Genomic DNA, 23,051 nt, shown 5'->3' with positions numbered 1-23,051 from the left:
CGGCCGTCGACCGGAGCGTAGGCTCGCGGGCATGCGGATCTCCGTCTCCTCCGACATGGACGAACCCGTCGCCCGCGCCCTCGTCGCCGAGCTGCGCACCCGCGGTCACGAGGTGACCGCCCACGGGGCCCTCGAACCCGGCGCGGACCCCCAGTGGGCCGTCTGCTCGGAGGCGGCGGCCCGGGACGTCGCCGCCGGGGCGGCCGAGCAGGCGGTCGTGTGCTGCTGGACCGGCACGGGCGCCTCCATCGCCGCGAACAAGGTCCCCGGCATCCGGGCCGCCCTGTGCACCGACGCCTACACCGCGGACGGCGCCCGCCGCTGGAACGACGCCAACGTCCTCGCCCTCAGCCTGCGCCTGACCTCCGAGCCCCTGATGAAGGAGATCCTGGACGCCTGGTTCGCCGCCGAGGCCAGCGAGGACGCGGAGGACCGGCAGAACGTGGAGCGCGTCGGGCGGCTGGACACCGAGGGCCGGTGACCTTCAGGGAGCCGTGAGACTCCACAGCGCCGCCACCAGCGGCCTGCGCAGGTCGGCCCGGCGGACGCACAACCCGATCGGGAACGGCTCGGGCGGCGGATCGGCCGGGACCACCGCCAGCCGCTCGCGCACCGCACTGTGCTCCAGCACCAGCCGTGGCACCACCCCCGTACCGCAGCCGAGGGCGACCAGCGTCAACAGCCCTTCGTGGCCATCCGGTTCACAGACCACCTCGGGCGTGGTGCCGCGGGCGCGGAACCAGCGGTCGGCGGCGTCCCGCACGAGGCCACGCTGGGGGAGGACGAAAGGGCCTTCGAGGCCGGGGTCGGGGCGGTCCCGGGCCGTGACCGGGACCAGCTCGGTCACCGCGACGGTCCGCCCCACCAACGCCTCCGGCAGCCGCGCCGGGATGCCCGCCACCGCCACGTCCACCTCGCCCTCGTCCAGCCGGGCCAGCGCCGCCGCCGCGTCGCCGGTCCGCAGATCGAGGCGGACCTGGGGGTGCGCGGCGCGGAACGGGGCCAGCAGGTCGGGCAGCAGCGCCTGGCAGGCCGTCACCGTGGCGAACACGGCGAGCCGGCCGGTGAGTTCGGCCGGATCGGGATGCTCCTCGCGGTAGGAGCGCCACAACTCCAGTGCCTGGACGGCGTATTCACGGAACCGATGTCCCTCGGCCGTCAGCGACACCCCGCGCGGCCCCCGGTCGAACAGCCGGTGCCCCAGGTCCGCCTCCAGCCGCTGCACGGTCCGCGTCAGCGTCGCCGGACTGACATGGCAGTCGAGGCTGGTCCGCCCGAAGTTCAGCGACTGCGCCAGGTGCAGAAAAAGACGCAGCTCCCGATGATCGTCCCGCACCCGCTCACCTGCATCTTTCATCTACCGCAACAGTGCGCTGCGCAAGTTGCGCTTGCCGCAACGCTCGCCGCGAGCCTACAACTCACCCATGACCTCGACCACGTACCCCCCCACCCCCACCTCCCGTGTCTTCCCCCTGGAGACGATGGACGTGCCCGGCGGCACGGAGACCATCCTGCGCGGCGGCCGCCACCTCTTCCCGCTGCTGCCGCGGGCGTTCGCCGGGGTGCGCCGCATCGGCGTCCTCGGCTGGGGCCCGCAGGGCCGCGCCCAGGCCCTCAACCTGCGCGACTCCCTCGCCGGCACCGACATCACGGTGGCCGTCGGACTGCGTCCAGGATCGGCCTCGGCCGCCGATGCCCGCGCCCACGGCTTCACCGAGGAGGACGGCACCCTCGGCGACTGGCTCGCCGTCGCCGCCGACAGCGACCTGGCGATCCTGCTGATCGCGGACGCGGCCCTGGCCGTCCACCACACCGAGATCTTCGCCGCCCTGAAGCCGGGCGCCGCCATCGGCCTCTCGCACGGCTTCCTCCTCGGCCACCTCCGCGAGAGGGGCGGCGACTTCCCGCCCGGGCACCCGGTGATCGCCGTCTGCCCCAAGGGCATGGGCGACTCCGTGCGCCGGCTGTACCAGCAGGGCGCGGAGATCAACGGCGCCGGGATCAACAGCAGTTACGCCGTCCACGCCGACCCGGACGGCCGGGCCGCCGACCTCGCGCTCGGCTGGTCGGTCGCGCTCGGCTCGCCGTACACCTTCCGCACCACCCTCGACAGCGAGTACCGCTCGGACATCGTCGGCGAGCGCGCCATCCTCCTCGGCGCCGTCCACGGCATCGTCGAGAGCCTGTACACGCGCTACCGCCTGGCCGGGGACGACGCGGTGACGGCGTACGAACGCTCCTGCGAGAACATGACGGGTCCGATCGCCCGCACCATCTCCCGGGCCGGCCTGAGGGCGGTCCGCGAGGGCCTCGACGGCCCCGCCCGGGACGTCTTCGACCGCGCGTACACGGCGACGTACGGCCCCGCCCGCGAGATCGTCGCGGAGATCTACGACGAGGTCGCCGACGGCACCGAACTGCGCAGCGTCATCCTCGCCGAACGACGCCTCGGCACCCGCCCGATGAGCGAGATCGGCGGCTCACCGATGTGGCGGTCCGCCGACGCGGCGCACGCCCGCCGCGGTGCTCGCGACCTCCCCGTCGACCCGTTCACGGCCGGGGTGTTCGTCGCCACGATGACGGCCCAGATCGACGAGTTCGTCGACCGCGGCCACCCCTGGTCCGAGATCGTCAACGAGTCCGTCATCGAGGCGGTCGACTCCCTGCTGCCCTACATGCACGCCCGCGACGTGGCCCACATGGTCGACAACTGCTCCCGCACGGCCCGCCTCGGCGCCCGCCGCTGGGGCCCACGCTTCCAGGCCGCGTACGAACAGATCGCCTACCCGGCCGCCGAACACCCGGCGGACACCGCCCTGTTGAGGGCCTTCGACACCCACCCCGCCCACGAGGCCCTGGCCGCGGCGGCGAAGCTGAGGCCCTCGGTGGACATCGCCGTCCCTGGCTAGGCCTCCGTTCGGGCGCGGCGGGGCCTCGGGACGAGTTCGCCGCCGCAGTTCGGGCAGATGCCGTGCATGGCCTCGCTGCACGCCACGCAGAAGGTGCACTCGTAGGTGCAGATGCGGGCGGCGGCATCGGTCGGCAGCTCAGCCGTCTCGCAGCGCTCACAGCGGTCGCGCATCTCCAGCGCCATGGTCGTCTCCTCGCGGATCGTCGACGGTCGTGATCATTTCCTCGACCGTCATGATCGCTCACCGCCGGTCGACGGCGAAGGCGCGGGCCGGATTCACCGTGAGCATGCGCTCCACCACCTCCGCACCGACGGCCGCCGCCAGCCGGGGCCCCACCCGCCGCAGCAGATACGGCATCCCCGGGCCGCCGTTCACCGAGCGGGCCGCGGCCGTCGTGGTGTCGCCGCCCAGCAGCAGCCGGTCGGCGTGACCCGCCTCCGCCAGGGCCCGTACCGCGTCCGGCATCCGCCAGTCCGTGGCGTGATGGGCCCGGGACGGCCCGTCGAAGGCGAGGTAGCACCCCGAGGCCGCCGCCTGGAGATGGGCCACGGAGTCGGGGGAGCGGTTGAGGTGCCCGAGGATCACACCGTGCGGCGGCACGCCCAACTCGCCGCACAGCAGCTCCAGTACGTCCAGCGCACCGGTGCCCAACTCCAGGTGCACCGCGATCGGCGCGCCCGTCGCGTGGTGCGCCTCGGCCGCCGCCGTCATCGTCCAGCGCGCGTGCGCGTCGAGGGCGTGGAAACCGCCCGCGACCTTGATCAGCCCGGCCCGCACCCCCGACGTGCCGATGCCGTCGGTCAGTTCGGCGACGAAGACCTGCGCGAGGCGGACACCGCGCAGCTCCGCGAGGACACGGTCGTCGTAGTGGACGGCCTGATGCAGTCCGGTCGCGGCGACGACGGCCACCCCCGTCTCCCGCGCCAGCGGCGGCAGATCGGCGGCCCGCCGCCCCAGACCGTACGGCGTCCACTGCACCACGGCGCCACCACCCTGGGCGCGAAAGGCGACCAGCTCCGCGCGGGCCGCGGCCACGTCCCGCAGTTCCTGGCCGGGGAGTTGAGGACTGCCGAAGAACAGGTGGTCGTGCGCGTCCCACACCCCGAGCGCCCCGGGGTCCACATCACCGAGCACCGTACGGACCGTACTCACCACTGCCGCCCCCGGGGCAGCAGACCCAGGCCCGGCGCCGACAGATGCAGCACCTGGAACACCTCGCCCTCGGCCTTCGGCGTGTCGTGCGCCCACAGTGAGAAGTGGACGAGCTCCCAACGGGAGGTGTCGACGACGGCCGCCGCGAGCAGCGCCCCGTCCCCGTCCGCCAGCCGCTTCGCCTCGTCCGCCGCGGCCACGGTGACCTCCGCCAACTCGACGCCTTCCGGCACGGGTTGACGCCGCCGCACGGCAACCCGCGCGGGGGAGCCGACGGCGCCGCCCTCCTCGTACGCCAGACCGGCCCACTGCCGCACCGACGGCCGCCCGAAGTCGTCGCTCACCCCCTGGAAACCGCCGCCCCAGAGGAAGGAGTTCATGCCCTCGACGGTGTGCCAGAGGTAGAACGGCGCGTACTGGTTCACCGGGGACGCGTCCACGCCGCGCTCCCGCATCAGATAGGCCTTCAGGCCAAGACCGTCCCAGTGGTCGAGCAGATGTCCCTTGGCGGCGACCCGAGCCCGGATGACGTCCATGTCATAGGCGGCGGGCAGGGTGAGTTCGTACTGCATCGCGTGCATGCGGAAATGCCTCCCGGCTATCGAGGTGCGAGGAGCGAGAGCAGCCCTCTGACGCCCGCGTCGAACGCGGCCGGCGACCCGGACGCGCGAGCCAGGACGTAACCGCCCTGGACGGTGGCGACGACCGTCGCCGCGATGGCCTCGCCGTCCAGCGAGGGCCCGAACTGCCCCTGTTCCCTGCCCTCTTCGACGATCCCGGCGATCCGTTCCCGAAGCCAGTCGAGGGTCTCGTCGACCGGCGCGCGCAGCTCGTCGCTCGCGACGACGTCCGGATCCATGGTCAGCCGGCCGATCGGGCAGCCGCGCAGCACATCGCGCTCGCGCAGCAGATACGCCTCGATGCGCTCGTACGGTGTCCCCGGCCCGCCCAGTGCTTCCTCCGCGGTGGCCCGCATCTCCTCGGCGGTCCGCCGGATCGCGGCCAGCGCGAGATCGGGCTTGCCCTTGAAGTGGTGGTACATGCTGCCCTGCCCGGCGCCCGAGCGCTCCAGGATGGCCTTGGGGCTCGTCCCGACGTAACCACGCTCCCACAGCAGCTCGCGGGTGGACTCGATCAGTCGCTCCGGGGTGCTCATGAGCCTACTGTACATACTAGTAGTTACAGAAGGCCAGAGGCGTCCGGGAACGGGGGAAGCAGTCCCGCGCGCCTCGCGTACTCCCGGGGAGGTACCCGCACTGCCGCTGGCTGTACGACGACTCGGACCCCCGGCCGAAGCCACTCTCGAGACATCACCGGAACACCTCACAAGGGAGATGACCCGAGATGCAGACCCTGGCGCACTGGGACGGCGGGCCCGGCCCGTGGATCCTTCTCTTCCCGCTGATCTGGGCCGCCGTCGTGGTCGGCGCCGTCACCGTCCTGCGCCGCACGGTGTGGCGCGGCCGCGGCGGTCCGCGCCGGTTCGCCGTCGACGACCACTCGCCCCTCACCGTGCTCGGCCACCGCTTCGCCTCCGGCGAGATCGACGAGGACGAGTACTGGCGCCGGCTCTCCGTCCTGGACGAGCAGTTCGGCCGCCGGACGGGCAAGGGCGGTGCGGCATGAATGTCACGACCGAGGTGCGCACCGCCGCACGCGTCGTGGACGCGGTCAAGGTGTACGGCGGTGGCGACACCGCCGTCCGCGCCCTGGACGGTGTGAGCATCGCCTTCCCGGCCGGCCGCTTCACCGCGATCATGGGGCCGTCCGGCTCCGGCAAGTCCACCCTCATGCACTGCGCGGCCGGTCTCGACACGCTCAGCGCGGGCGCCGCGTACATCGGTGACACCGAACTGGGTTCCCTGGACGACCGCCGGCTCACCCTTCTGCGCCGCGACCGGGTCGGCTTCGTCTTCCAGGCGTTCAACCTGGTGCCGACGCTGACCGTCCGGGAGAACATCACGCTTCCCCTCGACCTGGCCGGCGGCACCGGCGACCAGGAGTGGATCGAGGCCCTGATCGACGTCGTCGGCCTCCGTGACCGGCTCCACCACCGTCCCTCCGAGCTCTCCGGCGGCCAGCAGCAACGCGTCGCCGTGGCAAGGGCGTTCGCCGGGCGGCCGGACGTCGTGTTCGCCGACGAGCCCACCGGCAACCTCGACTCCCGCTCCGGCGGCGAGGTCCTCGGCCTCCTCGGCCGCACGGTGCGCCACACGGCCCGTACGGTCGTCATGGTCACCCACGACCCCGTGGCCGCCGCCCACGCGGACGAGGTCGTGTTCCTCGCGGACGGGCGCCTGGTGGACCGGATGACCGCACCGACCGCGGAACGGGTCCTGGACCGGATGAAGGCCTTCGACACGGGGACCGCCTCGCCGGTCTCGGAGGTGCCGTCATGAACGCCGCCGTACGCCTGAGCGTGTCGTCCCTGCGTGCGCACAAGCGGCGCTTCGCCGGAACCTTCCTGGCCGTCTTCCTCGGCGTCGCCTTCCTGGCGGGAACCCTCGTCATGGGGGACACCCTGCGCGCCGGCTTCGACACGATGTTCGGGCGCGCCGCGAGCGGCACGGACGCCGTGATCCGCAGCGCCGACGCCATCACCACCCCCGGTGAGAGCCAGGGCGTCCGGCAGCCGGTCCCCGTGGACCTGGTGAACGCCGTCGAGAAGGTCCCCGGCGTGGCCGCGGCGGTTCCCAACATCCAGGGCGCCGGGCAGCTCGTCGGCGCCGACGGCGACCCCATCGGCGGCAAGGGCCCGCCCACCCTCGCCGGCAACTGGATCGCCGACCCCGAGCTCAACGCCTACCGACTCGCCGAGGGCCGTGCCCCGGCCGGGTCCGGCGAGGTCGTCATCGACCGGGGCACGGCCAAGCGGGGCGGCCTGCACATCGGCGACACGACCGTCCTGCGCACGCCCGACCCCGTGAAGGTGACCGTCGTCGGCCTCGCGACCTTCGGCGGCGAGGACGGCATGGCTCAGGTGACCTTCACCGGCATGACCCAGGCGGACGCCGAGAAGTACCTGACGGCCCGCCCGGGCGAGGCGTCGACCCTCCAGGTCCGGGCCGCTCCCGGGGTCGGTCAGCAGCAGCTCGTCGACCGGCTGACCTCCGTGCTTCCCAAGGGAGTCGAGGCCATCACCGGCCAGGAGTCGGCCGAGGAGAACACCGAGATGATCTCCAGCCAGTTCCTGACCGTCTTCACCCTCTTCCTGCTCGTCTTCTCCGGCGTGGCCCTCCTGGTCGCCACGTTCTCCATCCACAACACCTTCGCGATCGTCGTCGCCCAACGCACCCGCGAGAACGCCCTGTTGCGTGCCCTGGGCGCGTCCCGCCGCCAGCTCACCGCGTCGACCCTGGTGGAGGCCTCGGCCGTCGCGGTCACCGCGTCTCTGGCGGGCCTGGCGGGCGGGGTGGGCGTCGCCGCGGGCCTTCAGGCCCTGTTCCCGGCGATCGGATTCCCCTTCCCCGAGGGCGACTTGGTGGTGAGCGGACTGTCGATGCTGCTGCCGCTCGCCGTGGGTGTCGTGGTCTGTCTCGGCTCCGCGCTCATGCCCGCTGTACGGGCGGGCCGCACCGCCCCGATGGCGGCCCTGCGCGAAACGGCCGTCGACACCTCCGGCGCCTCCCGCACCCGGGCGGTCACCGGCCTGGGCCTGGCCGCCGTGGCCCTGGGAACGACGATCAGCGGCGTCCTGCTCACCCCCTCGCTCTGGCTCGCGGTCACCGGCGCCGTCCTCGCCCTCGCCGCGTTCGTCGTCCTGGGCCCGACCGCCGCCACGACAGCCGTCCGTGTCCTGGGGAGCCCCCTCGACCGGCTGCGCGGAGTCACGGGCGGCCTGGCGCGCCGCAACGCCCTGCGCAGCCCCAAGCGCACGGCGGCCACGGCGAGCGCGCTGATGATCGGCGTGGCCGTCGTCTCCCTCTTCACGGTCTTCGCGGCCTCCCTCAAGGCGACGATGGACCAGACCGTCTCCCGTTCCTTCGCCGGTGACGTGGCCATCAGCACCCCCGGTTACGGCGCGGGCGGCAGCGGCCTGAGTCCCCGCCTCGCGGGAGCCGTGGCCCGGCTGCCCGAGGTGGACACGGCGGTCGGCCTCGGCCGCGGAGTCGCCGAGGTCGACGGCAAGGGGCGGGCGTTGACCGTCACCGACCCCCTCGCCCTGCGACGCACCTTCGACCTGGGCAGCATCAAGGGCACCCTGAGCGACCTGGGCACCGACGGCCTCGCCGTCACCGCGGGGGAGGCCGAGAAGCAGGGCCTCACGACCGGCGACACGACACGTCTCACCTTCACGGACGGCACGTCGAAGACCTTCACGGTCCGCGCCGTCTACGGCCGGTCCGAACTGGCGGGCGACTACGTCATCACCCGCGCCGCCTGGCAACCGCATCGCACCCAGGACACCGACACGCTGGTGGCGGTCGCCTTCAAGGAGGGCGTGAGCACCTCCGACGGCAAGGCGGCGGTGGCGAAGGTGGCCGCCCGGTACGGCGACCCGAGCGTCCAGACCCGTGACGAGTACGCGCGGTCCTCGGCGGGAGGCATCGACATGATGCTCACCCTCGTCTACGCCCTGCTGGCCCTGGCGGTGCTGATCGCACTCCTCGGCATCGCCAACACCCTCACCCTCGCGATCCACGAGCGCACCCGCGAACTGGGCCTGCTGAGGGCGGTGGGCCAGACCCGGGCCCAACTCCGGGCGATGGTCCGCTGGGAGTCGGTCCTGGTGGCGGCCTTCGGCACGGTGGGCGGCCTGGCCCTGGGCGCCTTCCTGGGATGGGTCCTGGTCAAGGCCTCCGACGGCGCGAGCGACAGCGCGTTCGCCTTCGCCGTCCCACCGGGCCGGCTCGCCGTGGTCGCCCTGGTGGGCCTCGCCGCGGGCGCCCTGGCCGGCCGGCGGCCGGCGAGGCGGGCGGCCCGCCTGAACGTCCTGCGGGCCATCGCCACCGACTGAGGGCGCGGCCCCGGCGTATCACCACGCATCGCGAGAGAGGCACCCACAAGAAGGGCAACCCACAAGAAGGGCAACCCACAAGAAGGGCAACCCACAAGAAGGGCAACCCGCAAGCAAGGCACCCACAAGAAAGGTGCCCGCAAAAGAGGCGTCACCGCCCGGTCAGCCGACAACGGCCGACCGGGCGGGAGCATGTGCGGCCCTGCGGCCATCGACCGAGTGTTCGAGTTCGGCGAACACCCGCTCGGTCTTCTCCCCACCGGTCCGCCGAAGCGGCTGCGAAGTACCGGCGCCCACGGCGGCGGGCGCGGAGAGCGCGAACCAGACGACCTTGCCCTCGTCCCCCTCGGCCCGCACCCCCCAACTCTCGCTGACGGCGGCCACCATCGCCAGCCCACGTCCACACGTGGCGAGCGAGTCGTCGTCCGTCATGGTGTCCACGGCCGGCAGACGCGGGTCGTGGTCGTGCACCGAGACCGTGAGCCGGTCGAGCAGCAGCTCGATCTCCACGGTGCACATCTTGTCGGGCTGCGCATGGCGGTGGACGTTGGTCAAAAGCTCGGTCACACCGAGCGCCGCGCGGTCTATGAGCGGGTCCAGATGCCAGTAGCGCAACTGCGCCGATACGATTCTGCGGACCTGGCCGATCCGCGACGGCAGGGCCTGAAGCTCTACCGTGCAATGCCTGGTTGGGTTACTGATCACGGCTGCGACTCCCCGACTGAGAGGTCCGGAAGAACACGGAGTTCGGATCGATCCAACAGGGGCCCTGCATGAAAACGGCCGCCTGCCGTCGTGCCCGGCGGGCTGGTTCGCAGCGTTATCGCCGGTAAACCCAGAGTGACGTGTGAACAGCGTGACTCAGGGGGTGAGGTACCGCAACTCGCGGTGACTCACCTCGTGCGTCCGGCAGCCTTCCGTACCGCCTCGATGAACCGGCGTGCCGCCGGCGGCCCCGGCTCGCCCGGAGCGGGGTCGTGGTCGCCGAGGGTCAGCAGGTACCGCTTGCCGTTGAGGTCCGCGAGGGCCCTGTCGTCGGCGGCGAACCAGGGCTTGGAGGCGCGCACCGCCTGCACCGGCGCGCTGTCGATCTCGCTGCCGTAGCTGGTGAGCAGTTCCAGTCTGCCGCCGCTGATCCGCACCTGACCGGCCCGGGTGAGGGAGCGCAGCCGCTTCCCGATCCGCACGCCCGTGGCCGTGAACTCCGGTTCCGCCATGCCTCCCCGCCCCCTAGTGCGCCCTCGTCGGGCCGGCTCGCGATCCTGCGTGGGTCCTGAACCGGCTGCCTGTGTGATCCAGTGTGCACCCCCGTCGGGACCCGCGTCCCGTCCGGTGAAGTCTGCCCGCACCCGGCGTCGAGCACCAGTACGCATGACGGGCTCGGTCCGAACGTCCGGAGCACTCGTCCGAATGCGCCCCCATGCCCCCGCGAAGCACGTCCCCAAGGGGGGTCTTTGAGGTGCTCAAAGGTGTGTTTATGCAGGTGAGAAGCGTGCGGAAGGTGCATATGATCGATGCGTCGGCAGCGCGACCCGCCGTCGGCGCCACCTCTTAGGAGACCCGCTGTGAGCACTCCCCAGCAGACCCGGACGGGCGAGACCCTCGACACCCTCGACGTCGACCGCAGCGACGCCGCGTACCGCGGCTGGCTGAAAGAGGCCGTCCGCAAGGTCCAGGCCGACGCCAACCGCTCGGCCGACACGCATCTCCTGCGCTTCCCGCTGCCGGAGCGGTGGGGCATCGACCTGTACCTGAAGGACGAGTCGACCCACCCCACCGGCAGCCTCAAGCACCGACTGGCCCGCTCCCTCTTCCTCTACGGCCTGTGCAATGGCTGGATCCGGCCGGGCCGCCCGGTGATCGAGGCGTCCAGCGGCTCGACGGCGGTCTCCGAGGCCTACTTCGCCGGGCTGATCGGCGTCCCCTTCATCGCCGTCATGCCGCGCACGACCAGCGCCGAGAAGATCCGACTGATCGAGTTCCACGGCGGGCAGTGCCACTTCGTGGACGACCCACGCAAGATGTACGAGGAGTCGGCCCGCCTCGCGGTCGACACCGGCGGCCACTACATGGACCAGTTCACCTACGCGGAACGGGCCACGGACTGGCGCGGCAACAACAACATCGCCGAATCCGTCTTCCGGCAACTGGAGTTGGAGCGGTTCCCGGAGCCCGCGTGGATCGTCGCCACGGCCGGCACCGGCGGCACCTCGGCGACCATCGCCCGCTACGTCCACTACACCCAGCGGGACACCCGCATCTGTGTTGCCGACCCGGAGAACTCCTGTTTCTTCGAGGGCTGGACCACCGGCGATCCGGACGTCACCTGTGACTGCGGCTCGCGCATCGAGGGCATCGGCCGACCGCGCATGGAACCGAGCTTCGTGCCCGGTGCCGTCGACCGGATGATGAAGGTCCCGGACGCGGCCAGCGTCGCCGCCGTACGCGCCCTGGAGCGGGCCATCGGCCGCAAGGCGGGCGGTTCGACCGGGACCGGGCTGTGGAGCGCACTGAAGATCGTCGCCGAGATGGTGGCCGAAGGACGGCAGGGGAGTGTCGTGACCCTGCTGTGCGACCCGGGCGACCGCTACCTCGACAAGTACTACTCGGACACGTGGCTGGCCGAACAGGGCCTGGACATCACGCCGTACAGCACGGCGATCGACTCACTGCTGGAGACGGGCGTCTGGCCCTGCTGAGGTCTACCCCGTCAACCTTCGGTCCAGAGCGGTGGCCGCCTCCCGGAACGCGCGTCCCAGCCCAGGGGCCGCGAGCTTCGCGGCCAGGCGGTAGGCGGCCGTGCCGTCCGTGGCGAACGTCCAGCGCACACGGGTGCCGGTGCCCGAGGGGGCGAGCCGCCACTCCTCGACGAGAGCCCGGACGCCGGGCACATTGCCGACGTCGACGCGGTAGGCGTACACCTCCGGCTCCTTGGCCGCGATGATCGTCTCCTGGAAACGTCCGCCGCCCTTGAGGTGTATCTCCCGGGTGGTGCCGTCGCCGGTGGGCCGGGCCAGCGTCACCGCGGCGAACCACTCGGCCCACCCCGGCACATCATCGGCGAGCGCCCGGAAGACCTGCTCCGGAGAGGCGGACATCTCCCGTGCGAAGACCAGCCGTACGGGTGCCGACTCGACGAAGTCGAGCCCCACCTCGCGCAGTTGGTGCGCCATGACGCACAACCTCCTCGTGACGGACGGGGAGTGTCACGGTAGCTGACGCACCATCAACTGTCTGTAGGGCCTCAGTCCTCGCCCGCGACCACCAGCCGCCGCAGCTGCTCGGCGACCTCCTCGCGCGCCGCGGCCGGCAGCCCCGCGTCCGTCACCAGCGTGTCGACCTGATCCAGCGCCGCGAACGAACTCAGGCCCACCGTGCCCCACTTGGTGTGGTCGGCGACCACCACGACCCGGCGCGCCGACTGCACCAACCGGCGATTGGTCTCGGCCTCCGCGAGGTTCGGCGTGGACAGGCCGGCCTCGACCGATATGCCGTGGACACCGAGGAAGAGCACGTCGAAGTGGAGCGCCGCGATGGCCTGGTCGGCGACCGGGCCCACCAGCGAGTCGGACGGGGTGCGCACACCGCCGGTCAGCACGACCGTCGCCGCCCCCTGGCGCGGACCCGAGGTGCGCTGCGCCGCGTGGAACACGTCGGCCACCCGCACCGAGTTGGTGACGACCGTGAGATCCGCGACGTCCAGCAGATGATGGGCCAGCGCGTACGTCGTCGTACCGCCCGACAGGGCGATCGCGCTGCCCGGCGCGACCAGTTCGGCCGCCGCGCGCGCGATGTCCTCCTTGGCCGTCAGCTCCAGGCCCGACTTGGCCTCGAAACCCGGCTCGTGCGTGCTCGCCTCGACCACCGGCACCGCGCCGCCGTGCACCTTCTCCAGGACACCCTGGCGGGCCAGCGCGTCGAGGTCGCGGCGCACCGTCATGTCCGACACGCCGAGCTTGCGCGTCAGCTCGTTGACCCGGACGCCGCCGCGCCGCCGCACCTCGTCCAGGATGAGGGCGCGCCGCTGCTCCGCGAGGAGGTTCTGATTCTCACTCACGTACGCTCCGGTCCTTTCGCCGCAATCCGTTCGACCCGCCCGGCGACCTGCTCCCACCAGCCCGCGGACGTCCCATCCTCGCACGTCACGGTACGGGTCGCGGCACCGACTGTCACGACGCGCGCATGTCACCTTCACCCCATCGTTCTCCCGCCTGTCACACGGATCGGGGAGATTCCGTGACGAGGGGTGTACGAGGCCGCCCCAGCGGAGATCCTTGAGCCCGCACGACACATGCCGACGGCGCGTCACGGGGGAAGTGCGAACAGTGGAACGTGCGCAGGAACGTGCCTCGACGACCGGCTCCGCCCTGGAGCTGCTGGTCCACGGGGTGGGCGGTACGACGCCCGAGAAGATGCTCGACGATCCGCGGACCGTGCGGATCACCGGCGACGACACGGCGGCCGTGTTCCGGCGCGCCGAGGACGTCGACGCCGAGACCGGACGACCGAAGGACCCACGCCAGGAGCCGGTGCCCGAGGCCTACGTCTGGTGCAATCTGACCTCCGGCAACTCCTCCCGCGCGCTGTGGCTGTTGCTGCTGCCCTTCATGGTCGTCAACCTCGCCCACTGGATGCGCCCCGCCGCCCGCGGCCGTACCCGCACGGTCCGCCTGTACGGGCTGCTGGTACGGCTCGCCGCCCTCACCCTGACCGTGCTGCTGGTCGCGGCCGTCTGCGAGGTCGCGCTCGACCTCACCGCCTGGCAGTGCGCGGGCACGCGCGCGTGCGCCGACCGGCACTCCTGGCTCGGCTTCCTGTCGCCGACGGTCTCCGACGGCGGCTGGTGGAGCGGGCCCGGCCGCCGCCTCGCACTCGCCGCCCTGCTGCCCGCCGCGCTGACCTGCCTGCTCTGGTACCTGTCCCACCGCACCTGGAACGCGTACGAGTCCCAGCAGCCCCTGACCCGTCCGGCCGAGCACGACGAGGACACCGCCCGTACCGCGCTCGGCCGCCCCGGCTTCTGGTACGGCCGTCGGCTGGTCGCCCGGCTGCGCGCCGCCCACACCGCCGCGGCCCTGCTCACGATCGCCGCGGCCGTCGCCTCCGCGGCGGCCCGCTTCGACCGGCGCGCGGGCGGACCCGCCCCGCTCGACACCCTCGGCCTGCTCCTGCTCGCGGCGATCGCCGCCGGCGCGGCCGTCGTGGTGGGGGTGGTCTGCCGCCGGGGCCGCAGTGAGAACCGTCTCGACCGCGAACTCGACGAACGTCTCGTACGACGTCTGCCGCTCGCCGCGCTCGTGCTGCTCCTGCTCAGCCTGGTGTACGCCGGCTGGGACCGGCCGGGATGGGAGTCGCGGGGGCGGCTGCCGGGGGACACGACCTTCGGCGGCATCGCCCTCGCCCAGGGCCTGATCGTGATCGTGATGGCTGTCGTCGCCCAGGTCCTGCACCGCACGCATCCCGATCCGCGCGCCGCGATGCGCGGCCTCGGCGGTCCCGCGGTCGCCATGCTGGCCTGCGCGCTCGGCGGGGTGATGTCCGGCGGCGTCTCCCAGCGGGTCGCCGACTGGCTGGACGGCACCGGCGCCTCGATCCCGGGCCCGCCGGTCCTGCTGACCTGGCAGGCGTCCGTGATCCCGCCGCTGCTCGTCGTGCTGCTGGTGCTGGGCGGCTGGCTGGGCCGGCGCGCCTGGCTGCTGCGCCGGGCCGAGCTGACCGCCATCGACACCGACTACCCGGACGAACCCAAGGACCGGGCCCGCACCCGGAGCATCGCCACCGCCCGTGCCCTGGCCACGCTCACCGACCGGGCCCCGCGCATCCTCGCCGTCACCTCCGCCACCACCCTGCTGCTGGGCGCGGGCGCCCTGGTCGGCGCCATGACGACGGAGCAGGTACCGGCCGAGGCGGCGGGAGGCTCGTACGCCTTCCTCCAGGGCGCCGCCGACACCGCGCAGGCACTCGGTTCCTGGCTGATCGGGTTCGGCTTCATACTCTTCGTCACCTGGGGCAGACGCGCCTACAAGGACCCCTCCGCGCGCCGCACCATCGGCATCCTCTGGGACGTCGGCACCTTCTGGCCGCGCGCCGCCCACCCCTTCGCGCCGCCCTGCTACGCCGAGCGCGCGGTGCCCGACCTCACCTGGCGGATGGCCACCTGGACGCGGGCCACCGGCGGCCGCCTGGTGATCTCCGGGCACTCCCAGGGCAGTGTCCTCGCCGCCGCCGCGGCCTGGCAGCTGACCCCCGCCGACCGCAGACGGGTCGCCCTGCTCACCTACGGCTCACCGCTGGAGCGCCTTTACGGCCGCTGGTTCCCGGCCCACTTCGGACCGGCGGCCCTGAGCGCCCTGCACCACGACGTCGCCTGCTGGCGCAATCTGTACCGGCCCACCGACCCGATCGGCGGCCCCATGCGCCTGTCCGGCGCGTGCGGCCCCGAGGTCGACCACGAACCCCTCCGGGACCCGCTGGCCTATGGCCGCACCGACCGGCATCCGCTGCCCGCACCGATCCTGGGCCACTCCGACTACCAGGCGGACCCGGCGTTCGCCGAGGAACGGGCGAAGCTCCTGGCGAGGCTGCGACCGGACGTACCGGCGCAGCGGTAGCACCAGGTCAGGGGAGCTCCGGCAGGTCCTCCGGGAACAGCAGGGTCAGGTCGTCCGTGCTCGGGTCCTCGACCTGGGCGACCCGGCTGGCGTGCCGCTCCACCATCGCCTCGAAGGTCTGGCGGGCGGTGCGGCCGTTGCCGAAGGCGGGGCCCTTGGGGATCGCCGTGAAGTACGTGAGCAGGGCCTCCGGCGCGCCCTTCGCCAGCCGGTACTCGTGCTCGTCGGCCTGCTGCTCGACGATCCTCAGCAGTTCGTCGGGCGCGTAGTCGCCGAAGGTGATGGTCCGTGAGAAGCGGGACGCCACACCGGGGTTGACCGACAGGAAGCGCTCCATCTCGGCCGTGTAGCCCGCGACGATCACCACGACCGCGTCCCGGTGGTCCTCCATCAGCTTCACCAGCGTGTCGATGGCCTCCTTGCCGAAGTCACGGCCCGAGTCCTCCGGCGACAGCGCGTACGCCTCGTCGATGAACAGCACCCCGCCCCGCGCCCGGTCGAAGGCCTCCTGGGTGCGGATGGCCGTCGAACCGATGTGCTCGCCGACCAGGTCGACGCGGGACACCTCGACGAGATGGCCCTTCTCCAGCACACCGAGGGAGGCGAGGATCTCGCCGTAGAGGCGGGCCACCGTCGTCTTGCCGGTGCCCGGGGAACCGGTGAAGACCAGATGACGCTTGACGGACGCCGCCTTGAGGCCGGCCTCCCGGCGGCGGCGGCCGACCTCGATCATGTCGGTGAGGGCGCGTACTTCGCGCTTGACGCTGTCGAGGCCCACCAGGGCGTCGAGTTCACCGAGCACGGCCTTCGAGCTGCGCGAGGGCTGCTCCGGCTCGGCGGGGGTGACCAGCGGTTCCTGTTCGGTGGTGCGTTGCCCGGGGATGGCGCCGAGCAGCCCGGGGGACTGGCTCGCCGTCTGCACGGCGGTCGCCGGCGAGGGGGGCGGGGTCAGGCCCGCGCTCTCGTCGCTCGTGCAGTCCTCCACGACCGGGCCGGTGCCGGAGCCGCCGTCGGGGCCCGCGTCGGCGAACTCGTACCCGCCGCGCGCACACCGCTCCGTGCGGCACTTGCGCAGCGTCGTACGGCAGCCGTCTATGACATGGAAGCCGTACCCCGAACTGCCGGTGACCCGGCAGTTGAGGAAGCTGCCCCGGCCGCCGGCGGAGACGTAGAAACCGGCCTCGGCGGGGGAGTCGACCGTGCAGCGCTCGATGGTGGGATCGGCGCCCTTGGTGACGATCACCCCGGTCTGGGTGCCGTCCACGGTGCAGTTGTTGAGCGTGCCCCCGCTGCCGTGGTCGCGGAACCAGGCGCCGGTCGCGGCGTCGCGGATGCGGCAGTCGTCGAGCTGGGCGGTGGCGCCGTCGCTCACCGACACGGCCGTGTTGCGCACCTGGGAGAGATCGCTGTCGACGACGTCCGCGCGGGAGCCGCGGTCGAGGACGAACAGCGCGTCCGGCACGTCGTGCACCCGGCAGGAGTCCAGCACCGCGGTCGCGCCGTCGCTGACCCACACCGCGGGATAGTCGCCGGTGCTGTCGAAGATCTCGCACTGGTTGGCGTCCACGCGCGTGCCCGGGTCCCACACCGACAGGCCGTTGCGCCCGAACTGACGCACCGTCGTGCGGGTCAGCGTCAGGACGGAGCGGGAACGCAGGTCCACCGCGTTCTCCGGGATGTCGTGGATCCGGCAGTCGGCCAGCGTCAGCACGGCGTCCGTGTCGAGCGTGACCCCGTCGGCGGTGGTGCGGTGCACATCGCAGTCGGTGAGGTGCGCGCTGGCCCGGCCGGTGATCTGGACGCCGCTGCCGCGGACCTCGTAGATCTCGCAACCGACCGCTTCCAGCGCGGAGTTCTCCCCGGTCGCCGTCAGGCCCGTGCCCGAGGTGTGGTGCACCCGGCAGCGCTCCAGGCGGGGGTGGGCGCCGCCGCGGACCGCGACACCGGCCTGCCCGGCCGCCACGACCTCGCACTCCTCGAACACACCGCCCCCGCCGTCGACCACGGCGATGCCGATGCCGGCCGGATTGTCGACCGTGCACCGCCGCACGGTCGGGCGGGCGCCGCCGCGCACCTCGATGCCGGCCGCGGACCGGGTGACGATCCGGATGTCCGACAGCTCCGGGGTGCCCTCCTCGACCAGCAGCGCCGGGGCCGCCGCGTCCTGGCCCTCCACATGCAGGTCCTGCACCACCGCCGAGGCCCGCACCGTGAGCGGCACCCCGTCCACGGGCGCGATGCGCACCGAACCGGGCGAGCCCTCGGGGCCGCGCAGGGTCACCGCCCGCTGGACGACGAGGTTCTCGCGGTAGGTGCCGGGGGCGACGGTGAGGACGTCGCCGTCGGCCGCGGCCTCCAGGGCGGCGGCGAGCGACGCGTACTCACCTGTGCGGCGCCGCCACCTCGAAGTGCCGGTGTGCGTCACCTGGACCGTGCCCTGTGCCATGGCGCTGCTGTGCCCCCACCTCGTGGTACGCGGGTTGGATGCCGAATGCCTCGGCCGGTCCACCGTAGCGTGCGCGCACGCGGTGGGTTGACCAGAGTGGGAAGGCCGTCAGCTGCCGGTCCCGGTCCTGCCCCAGTCCGGGCCCGCCTTGTCCCAGGCCTGGTCCCAACGGGCGTACCGGCGGCGGACCATGCGCCAGACGATCAGTCTTCGGCTGCCCTCGACGAGACCGATGCCGAGCAGGGCCGCGCCGACTCCGGCGAGGACGGCGTGGGTGGTCGCGGTCGCGGAGTCCAGTGGGCGGGCCACTATGCGGCCGTGGGCGTCCGTCCACAGCGTGAAGTGGTCGCCGCTGTGCGGGTGTTTGAGGCTTGCCATGGCCGGGCCGTGCTGCGTGGTGCCGTCCGGTGCGGTCCAGTCGGCGACGACGCGGGTGCGCAGGTCCCGGCCGGTGGTCGTCTCGGGATCGGCGTCCAGTGGCGAGCGGTCCAGGGCGCGGGCCACGGTGGCGGTGACCAGGTGGCGGGACTTCTGCTGCTGTCGCACGGACTCCTGGAGCGCGTCCTGGGCGACACCGCCGACGACCGCGCCGGCCAGGGGTGTGACGACCAGGATGAGCAGCAGGGCCGCGAGGGCGACCCAGGCCTCGGCGAGGTCGGTCGCACGGCGCAGCGGGTTGTGCCGCCAGCGCCAGAGTCCGCTGATCGCTCGCACCGTCCGCACCCCCTTCCCGCTCCGTGATAACCCTCGCTACGGCGTTTCACCCGCGGGACCGGTCAAAGAGAGAGCGAAATCACCTGCGCCGGGTCGTCCCACGAACGTCTCCAACATGCCAACGCCAGGCCCCTGGGAGCGAGTTCCCGCGAGCCGTCCTCGAACGGATCTCGGCTAGCCCAGGACCGTGACCGGATCGCCGACCCGGATCACACCGGGGGAGAGGGGGACGAGGTTCTGGCCGAAGACCAGCTTGCCCTCCAGTCTGCGGTGGCGCCCCAACGTGTGCAGGGGCTCGCGGCCGCGCACGGCACTGTCCTGGTCCGTGGTGGTCACCACGCACCGGCCGCAGCTCTTGGCGACGCGGAACCCGACCTCGCCGATCGTGATCCTCGACCAGTCGTCCTCGGCCCACGGGCCGGTCCCGGACACGACCACGTTGGGCCGGAACCGGTTCATGGGCAGCGGGCCCTCCGCCGGGTGATCACCCTGTGAGACGAGGGAGTTGAGGGCGTCGAGCGAGGCGGTCGTGGTGACCAGCAGGGGATAGCCGTCGGCGAAGGAGACCGTCTCGCCCTCGCGCGCGTACTCGGGGTCCACGGGCCGGCGCGTGGCGGGGTCGTCCATGTGCACGAGTCGGACGTCGGCGCCCAGATAGGCGCTGCACCAGGCGTGCACGGCCGGGTCCTCCGCGGGGACCGCCTCCACCTTGTCGCGGAAGATCTGCATCGGCACGGTCCCGACCGGCCGCGGCACGGGCACCGTCAGCGGCTGCGCACCGGGCGCGGACAGGCGAACGCCGCCGCCGGGCAGGAGCTCGGCGGCGGCGAGCGCGATGCGCGGTTGCTGCCGTTGCGTGACGACCTTTCCCCCGTCGTCGATCAGCGCCCAGCGCCGGTCTCCGGCCAGCCCCCAGGGCTCCACGACGGCCTCCCGGGGCGCCTGGCCCCGGAACGCCTTGACCGGATGTACGTGAATCGACTGCAGCTGCGCGTTGCCCATGGATCCATCGTGCCAGCAGGCACGGACAGTCCGCGGGTCGGCTCAGTAGCCGCGGTACTGCTGGTTGTTGTACGGGTCCTGATACGGCGCCGGAGCGGGCCGGGGAGCCGCGGGGCGCATCGCCTCGTAGCCCATGCCCTGGTTCATCGGACGGGGCTGCTGCTGCGGCCCGGGATAACCGCGCGGCGCGGAGGCCTGCTGCGGGATGTACGCGGCGGGCGCCTGCTGCAGCGGCGAGGGCTGCTGCGCCTGCGGGTAGCCGTAGGAGGGCTGGGACGGTCCCGCCGGGAGGGCGGGCAGCGCGGACGGCAGCGCGGGCAGGTTGCTGCTGCTCGGCATGGCGTACTCCGCCGGGACCCGGATCGGGGCGATCTGCGGGGTGCCCCGCTCGGCCACGAGCGAGTCGTAGATCGGAGTGTCCGGGAAAGAGGCGGAGTAGTAGCCGCCGCCATAAGTGGAGCGGGGGGAGGTCATGGCACATAAGTTAAGCCCACGATGTGCTGGTTGGGGAGACCGATAAGAGGGTTGTTTTCCGTGTCGGCAGTGACCTGGGATCCCCAATGCGAGCGAACTCGGCAAAAAGGGACCTCGACCTGCGTTCGGATCCTGTAAAGCCCGAGTTCCGAGCGGGTTACCGGGGGTTGGACAGTGATCTTCCCGCGCACCCCGTGGGAGTTCGCGGTCGCGGGGAATAGGTTGACCCTGTAGAGAACCAATGGGCTGCCGGGACATGCCTGGCGCGGTGCCACGTGATGGGGGCGGACATGTCAATGTCGAAAGGATCCAATACTCCGGTGCCGACCACGGCGCTGAGGGTCGAATTGGGCTGGAACACCGGACCGGGGGTGCCCGACGCCGACGCGTCGGCGCTGCTCCTAGTCGGCGGGAAGGTCCGTTCCGACGCCGACTTCGTCTTCTACAACCAGCCGGCGCACTCCTCCGGCGCGGTCCGGCACGAGGGCAAGCGCAATCTCGGTGGTCAGGTGGTCGACAGTCTGCTCGTCGACCTCGCGCGCGTGGAGCCCGCGATCGAGACGATCGTCCTGGCCGCCTCCTCCGACGGCGGCGCGTTCGGACAGGTGCCGGGCCTCCACATCGAGGTCAAGGACGCCACCCAGGGGACCTCCGTCGCCCGTTTCGACAGCACCGGCGCCACCGTCGAAACCGCTTTCGTGCTCGGTGAGTTCTACCGCCGCCAGGGTTCCTGGAAGTTCCGTGCCGTCGGCCAGGGCTACAGCAGCGGACTCGAAGGCCTGGCCACCGACTTCGGCATCACGGTCGACGAACCCCAGCAGGCCGCCGCCCCGGCGCCGACCGCGCCGCGCGCTCCCGTGGCGCCCCCCGTGACCGCACCCGCGCCCATGCCCCCGGTGACCATGCCGCCGCCGCCCGCCGCACCGCCGACGGCACCTCCCACACCCGCCCAGCCGGTCCGCCTCACCAAGGTCACGCTCACCAAGGCCTCGCCCTCGGTGTCGCTGACCAAGCAGGGCGGCACCTCCGGCGCGATGCGGGTCAACCTCAACTGGGAGGTGCGCAAGCAGTTCTCGGGGTGGGCGAGCAAGCTGGGCCGCCCGGTCGCCATGCACAACGACCTCGACCTCGACCTGTGCGCCCTGTACGAACTCACCGACGGCAGCAAGGGCGTCGTCCAGGCCCTCGGCAACGCCTTCGGCTCCCTGCACCAGCCGCCGTTCATCCACCTCGACGGCGACGACCGCACCGGCGCCGTCGCGAGCGGCGAGAACCTCACGATCAACCTCGACCACAAGCAGCTCTTCCGTCGCGTCCTGATCTTCGTGACGATCTACGAGGGCGCGCGCTCCTTCGCCGACCTGCACGCCACCGTGACGCTCCAGCCGCAGTTCGGCGCCCCGATCGACTTCTCCCTCGACGAGTGCAATGTCCCCTCGACGGTGTGCGCGCTCGCCCTCATCACCAACACCGGCTCCGACCTCGTCGTCCAACGCGAGGCCCGCTACCTGGTGCCCGAGCGCGGCGTGAGCCCGCAGCGGACCGTCGACTACGCCTACGGCTGGGGCATGAACTGGACCCCCGGCCGCAAGTAGGGAGCCACTCGCTCACCCCTCCTCGGACACCGTGCCCGGACGTGCGTAGGTGCGGCCCTTCCAGGCCGCACCGCGCCCCCGGTAGTGCTGCACCGCGGAGTCGACCGTCATCAGTAGATAGAGGAACGCCGTGACCGGCAGCAGCGGAGCGAGCCACAGCGGCTGCCGGTAGTAGCGCAGCATCGGCACGTACGTCCCCGTCATCACCAGCCACGCGGCGCCACCGAGGACGGCGGCCGTGGCGTCCCCCGCCACGAGCCCCGCGAACAGCGCCACCGGCGGCACCAGATAGACCAGCGCGAGCCCCGCCACCGTGCCGGTCAGCAGCAGGAGACTGTGCCGCAGCTGCGCGTACGCGCTGCGCGAGACCATGCGCCACAGGTCGTGCAGCCGCGGATAGGGACGCACGCTGTCCACCCCGTCCGCCAGCCCCAGCCAGATGTGCCCGCCGCCGTCCTTGACGGCCCGCGCGAGTGCCACGTCGTCGATGACGGCGTGCCGGATCGCGTCCGGGATCCGCGCCCGCGCGGCGGCATCGGTGCGCAGCAGCACACAGCCGCCCGCCGCGGCCGCCGTACGCGACCCCTTTTTCCCGATTCGGCGGAACGGATACAACTGCGCGAAGAAGTAGACGAAGGCCGGTACCACCAGGCGCTCCCACCGGCTCTCCACGCGCAGCCGGGCCATCTGGGAGACGACGTCGAAGCCTCCGGTGCGCGCCGCCGCGACCAGCTCGCGCAGACTGTCGGGGGCGTGGGCGATGTCGGCGTCCGTCAGGAGCAGGTACTCGGGGTCACGCGCGCGTGCCAGGCCGATGCCGTGGCGCACCGCCCAGAGCTTGCCGGTCCAGCCCGCGGGCGGCTCACCCGGCGAGCCGACGGTGAGGGGCAGTCCGCCGTGCAGCCGTGCCAGTTCCCGGGCCAGCTCTCCCGTGCCGTCCGTGCTGCCGTCGTCGACGAGGAAGACCTCGGCCCGTCCCGGATAGTCCTGGGCGAGCAGCGAGGGCAGGCTCGCGGGCAGCACCTCGGCCTCGTCGCGCGCGGGGACGACGACACCGACCGACGGCCAGTCCTCCGGCTCGCGCCTCTCGGGGAGTCCGACGTCCGTACGCCAGAAGAAGCCCTGGCACAGCAACAGCCACAGCCAGGCGGTGAGGGATACGGCGGCGGTCCACGCGATGGCGCTCAC

General features: G+C 72.4%; 22 protein-coding genes. 8 read left to right on the top strand and 14 right to left on the bottom strand.

Annotation, left to right across the window (positions count from 1 at the left end):
- Positions 1–31: 31 nt before the first annotated feature.
- Positions 32–481 carry an RpiB/LacA/LacB family sugar-phosphate isomerase gene (locus OG885_RS06105; RefSeq protein WP_405727193.1) on the top strand — a complete coding sequence of 150 codons (450 nt, stop codon included), beginning with the start codon at positions 32–34 and terminating at the stop codon, positions 479–481.
- Between the two features lie 3 nt (positions 482–484).
- On the opposite strand, the gene ilvY is transcribed toward OG885_RS06105, so the two are convergent.
- The gene (gene ilvY / locus OG885_RS06100; RefSeq protein WP_405742597.1) at positions 485–1,336 is read right to left on the bottom strand and encodes an HTH-type transcriptional activator IlvY; all 852 of its coding nucleotides are present in this window, start codon (positions 1,334–1,336) and stop codon (positions 485–487) included.
- Between the two features lie 88 nt (positions 1,337–1,424).
- Here ilvY and OG885_RS06095 point away from each other — a divergent pair, with 88 nt between their 5' ends.
- Entirely contained in the window at positions 1,425–2,909 is a 1,485-nt protein-coding gene (locus OG885_RS06095) for a ketol-acid reductoisomerase (protein WP_405727190.1), read from the top strand.
- Here OG885_RS06095 and OG885_RS06090 read toward each other — a convergent pair.
- From OG885_RS06090 to OG885_RS06075, 4 genes are read right to left on the bottom strand one after another with little or no spacing between them, the layout of a single operon-like run.
- Positions 2,906–3,094 (bottom strand): DUF1272 domain-containing protein, encoded by a 189-nt coding sequence (locus OG885_RS06090; protein WP_405727187.1) that lies wholly within the window; start codon positions 3,092–3,094, stop codon positions 2,906–2,908. The genes OG885_RS06095 and OG885_RS06090 overlap by 4 nt on opposite strands.
- A gap of 58 nt (positions 3,095–3,152) precedes the next feature.
- Entirely contained in the window at positions 3,153–4,064 is a 912-nt protein-coding gene (locus OG885_RS06085) for a phosphotriesterase (protein WP_405727184.1), read from the bottom strand.
- Positions 4,061–4,645: a DUF4865 family protein gene (locus OG885_RS06080; RefSeq protein ID WP_405727181.1), complete on the bottom strand. Its 585-nt coding sequence runs from the start codon at positions 4,643–4,645 to the stop codon at positions 4,061–4,063. Before OG885_RS06080 ends, OG885_RS06085 begins: the two co-directional genes overlap by 4 nt.
- Before the next feature lie 17 nt (positions 4,646–4,662).
- Positions 4,663–5,235, bottom strand: coding sequence for a TetR/AcrR family transcriptional regulator (locus OG885_RS06075; RefSeq protein ID WP_405727178.1), 573 nt, complete (start codon positions 5,233–5,235; stop codon positions 4,663–4,665).
- 173 nt (positions 5,236–5,408) lie between these two features.
- On the opposite strand from OG885_RS06075, the gene OG885_RS06070 reads away from it, so the two are divergent.
- Genes OG885_RS06070 through OG885_RS06060 form a run of 3 tightly spaced genes read left to right on the top strand, consistent with a single transcriptional unit; the run spans position 5,409 to position 9,021 of the window.
- On the top strand, positions 5,409–5,690 hold the full coding sequence (locus OG885_RS06070) for an SHOCT domain-containing protein (protein ID WP_387779452.1): 282 nt from the start codon (positions 5,409–5,411) through the stop codon (positions 5,688–5,690).
- Positions 5,687–6,463, top strand: coding sequence for an ABC transporter ATP-binding protein (locus OG885_RS06065; RefSeq protein WP_405727174.1), 777 nt, complete (start codon positions 5,687–5,689; stop codon positions 6,461–6,463). Before OG885_RS06070 ends, OG885_RS06065 begins: the two co-directional genes overlap by 4 nt.
- Complete coding sequence (locus tag OG885_RS06060; RefSeq protein ID WP_405727171.1) at positions 6,460–9,021, top strand: ABC transporter permease; 2,562 nt, start codon at positions 6,460–6,462, stop codon at positions 9,019–9,021. Before OG885_RS06065 ends, OG885_RS06060 begins: the two co-directional genes overlap by 4 nt.
- Positions 9,022–9,183: 162 nt before the next feature.
- Here OG885_RS06060 and OG885_RS06055 read toward each other — a convergent pair whose 3' ends face one another.
- Complete coding sequence (locus tag OG885_RS06055) at positions 9,184–9,726, bottom strand: ATP-binding protein (RefSeq protein WP_405727168.1); 543 nt, start codon at positions 9,724–9,726, stop codon at positions 9,184–9,186.
- A gap of 188 nt (positions 9,727–9,914) precedes the next feature.
- Entirely contained in the window at positions 9,915–10,238 is a 324-nt protein-coding gene (locus OG885_RS06050) for a hypothetical protein (RefSeq protein WP_405727165.1), read from the bottom strand.
- Positions 10,239–10,586: 348 nt separating this feature from the next.
- Between OG885_RS06050 and OG885_RS06045 the strand changes: the two genes are divergently transcribed.
- Positions 10,587–11,720 (top strand): PLP-dependent cysteine synthase family protein, encoded by a 1,134-nt coding sequence (locus OG885_RS06045; protein WP_405727162.1) that lies wholly within the window; start codon positions 10,587–10,589, stop codon positions 11,718–11,720.
- 3 nt (positions 11,721–11,723) lie between these two features.
- On the opposite strand, the gene OG885_RS06040 is transcribed toward OG885_RS06045, so the two are convergent.
- Together OG885_RS06040 and OG885_RS06035 are read right to left on the bottom strand one after the other, a co-directional pair.
- Positions 11,724–12,194, bottom strand: a complete 471-nt coding sequence (locus OG885_RS06040) for an SRPBCC family protein (protein WP_405727159.1) — start codon at positions 12,192–12,194, stop codon at positions 11,724–11,726.
- A 71-nt stretch (positions 12,195–12,265) separates the two neighbouring features.
- The gene (locus OG885_RS06035; protein WP_399954374.1) at positions 12,266–13,078 is read right to left on the bottom strand and encodes a DeoR/GlpR family DNA-binding transcription regulator; all 813 of its coding nucleotides are present in this window, start codon (positions 13,076–13,078) and stop codon (positions 12,266–12,268) included.
- A gap of 268 nt (positions 13,079–13,346) precedes the next feature.
- Between OG885_RS06035 and OG885_RS06030 the strand changes: the two genes are divergently transcribed.
- The gene (locus tag OG885_RS06030) at positions 13,347–15,632 is read left to right on the top strand and encodes a hypothetical protein (RefSeq protein WP_405727156.1); all 2,286 of its coding nucleotides are present in this window, start codon (positions 13,347–13,349) and stop codon (positions 15,630–15,632) included.
- 7 nt (positions 15,633–15,639) lie between these two features.
- On the opposite strand, the gene OG885_RS06025 is transcribed toward OG885_RS06030, so the two are convergent.
- The 4 genes from OG885_RS06025 to OG885_RS06010 all read right to left on the bottom strand — a co-directional run bounded on the left by OG885_RS06025 (position 15,640) and on the right by OG885_RS06010 (position 20,268).
- On the bottom strand, positions 15,640–18,078 hold the full coding sequence (locus OG885_RS06025) for a right-handed parallel beta-helix repeat-containing protein (protein WP_405727153.1): 2,439 nt from the start codon (positions 18,076–18,078) through the stop codon (positions 15,640–15,642).
- Between the two features lie 108 nt (positions 18,079–18,186).
- Positions 18,187–18,792 carry a hypothetical protein gene (locus OG885_RS06020; RefSeq protein ID WP_405727150.1) on the bottom strand — a complete coding sequence of 202 codons (606 nt, stop codon included), beginning with the start codon at positions 18,790–18,792 and terminating at the stop codon, positions 18,187–18,189.
- A gap of 174 nt (positions 18,793–18,966) precedes the next feature.
- Positions 18,967–19,794, bottom strand: coding sequence for an MOSC domain-containing protein (locus OG885_RS06015; protein ID WP_405727147.1), 828 nt, complete (start codon positions 19,792–19,794; stop codon positions 18,967–18,969).
- A 42-nt stretch (positions 19,795–19,836) separates the two neighbouring features.
- Positions 19,837–20,268: a DUF6643 family protein gene (locus OG885_RS06010; protein WP_329332307.1), complete on the bottom strand. Its 432-nt coding sequence runs from the start codon at positions 20,266–20,268 to the stop codon at positions 19,837–19,839.
- Positions 20,269–20,564: 296 nt separating this feature from the next.
- Between OG885_RS06010 and OG885_RS06005 the strand changes: the two genes are divergently transcribed.
- Positions 20,565–21,863, top strand: coding sequence for a TerD family protein (locus OG885_RS06005; RefSeq protein WP_405727144.1), 1,299 nt, complete (start codon positions 20,565–20,567; stop codon positions 21,861–21,863).
- A gap of 12 nt (positions 21,864–21,875) precedes the next feature.
- Here the strand turns inward: OG885_RS06005 and OG885_RS06000 are convergent, their stop codons facing one another.
- The gene (locus OG885_RS06000; protein ID WP_405727141.1) at positions 21,876–23,051 is read right to left on the bottom strand and encodes a glycosyltransferase; all 1,176 of its coding nucleotides are present in this window, start codon (positions 23,049–23,051) and stop codon (positions 21,876–21,878) included.

It is taken from the genome of Streptomyces sp. NBC_00028 (assembly GCF_045041065.1).
Lineage (GTDB): Bacteria > Actinomycetota > Actinomycetes > Streptomycetales > Streptomycetaceae > Streptomyces.
This window is presented reverse-complemented; position numbering and strand designations above follow the sequence as displayed.